This window comes from Variovorax sp. P4_D9 (assembly GCF_056401695.1).
The window spans coordinates 1-1,453 of sequence record NZ_JBFUIU010001403.1; the positions used below are offsets into that span (position 1 = coordinate 1).

The 1,453-nt window shown below is 64.9% G+C and carries 2 protein-coding genes and 1 pseudogene; all 3 read right to left on the minus strand.

Annotation, left to right across the window (positions count from 1 at the left end; translation table 11 throughout):
• Positions 1-248: hypothetical protein (locus AC1DY5_RS55415; RefSeq protein WP_478122665.1), on the minus strand; the 248-nt coding region annotated here is incomplete at its 3' end.
• 660 nt (positions 249-908) lie between these two features.
• Positions 909-1,124: pseudogene (locus AC1DY5_RS55420) on the minus strand (integrase); the annotation flags it as partial.
• Between the two features lie 95 nt (positions 1,125-1,219).
• Positions 1,220-1,453: Hpt domain-containing protein (locus AC1DY5_RS55425; protein ID WP_478122666.1), on the minus strand; the 234-nt coding region annotated here is incomplete at its 5' end.

Below are 1,453 nucleotides of genomic sequence, written 5' to 3' on the forward strand. Positions count from 1 at the left end.
GTGCTGATCGCTGCTGCGGGAGGCGCTGCGCTCTCTGCATTGGTGATCGCCTGTAGGCGCGACGACGGCCTGTGAGGAATTGGCTGGACTAGGCCATAAACGATCCATTCCGCTGTCTTCTGGAGCTGCACCTGGTCGGCCTCGCGCCGGGCGACGTCCCAGAACTGCTGGGCGGCCTGGACGATGGCAAGGGGAAGCTGCTGTGCCTCGCCGTCGGCCAGGCGTAGAAGAAAGTAAATCCGTTCCAAGCGTGACCGTAAAAGTGTGACTACCCGTGGGCTGGGGAGCCCCCTCCGCGGGCCAGGCCGCATGCAGCAAGGGTCTGGCCACTCCGGAAAGTAAATGTGATACCGCTGTGCCGCTGTGCCGCTGTGCCGCTGTGCCGCCAATGTTGACGCGCGCTCGGCAGCTCAGCGCATACGGCTTTCAGCCGATAGCGGCGCGCGTCACCGCGGCGCGCGACTTTGGCGCAAGGCACCTGTAAATCGCCGGCGGCGCGTAGCCGAGAGAGGAATAGCAACTGCGACAGTGCTTGCAGCGAAAAGGTGCATCCAGCAACTGTGCATCGAGCCAGAATGCCGCCTCCAGGCGAAGCCACTGATCGAATGTCGCACGATCGAACAGACGGATCCGTCTGGCCAGTTTGGCGCTGAAGCCTTCGAGCAGCGAAGCACCTCGCGGGCGTGGCGCGTCCAGCGGGGTCGAGAAGCGTGGCGCGAAACTCCTAATGATCCAACACCTTACGCAGCGTTTGCGGCGTTCGATTCGCGAAGTATCGAATTTGGTTTGCGCGGATGCGAAGTACCAGATTTACTTTCTTTTTTGCGACGGTAATCTCGGACCACGGAAGCAGCCGCCCTGAGACAAACGGCGCGCGTGGCCGGTATCAGATTTACTTTCTCCGACGCCATCGTCGCGGCGGCCACTTCGGAGCGGCGCCGCCCGCCGGTGGCCCAGGCAAACAGCAGCAGGGCGCGGTCGCGTTGCCCGCGCAGGGTCTCGTCGCAGGTGGCCAATAGCGCCTGCAGCGGATCCTTGGTCAGCGCGCGCTGCTTGCGCGGCCATGCGCCGCGCTGCGCGTAGGCGCGGCGCGTGCGGGCCAGTAGCTCGCGCACGAGGGCGTCAGCGGGCCAGGAGCCTCGGCAGATGTGGATCGTCGTCCGGAGACAGCGTGACCGGCGAATGCGGCAAACGTAACTGAACGGGACGGACTTGCCCGTCAAGCCGTTTCCTTGCGACCCTCGAAATAAGCAGCCAGGCGCATCCGTTCCTGCTCGAACGCCGACATGCCGGCGAGAACCGCCTTCCAGTCGCCGCTGCGGCTGGCGCGCTCGATGGTCTCGCATGCGGCTGCGAACGCGAGCGCACCGACCATCTTGCTGGCGCCCGCCATTCGGTGGGCGAATAGGGTGACTCGAGCGATATCGTCGGCGGCCACCGCCTGCTTGAGTCC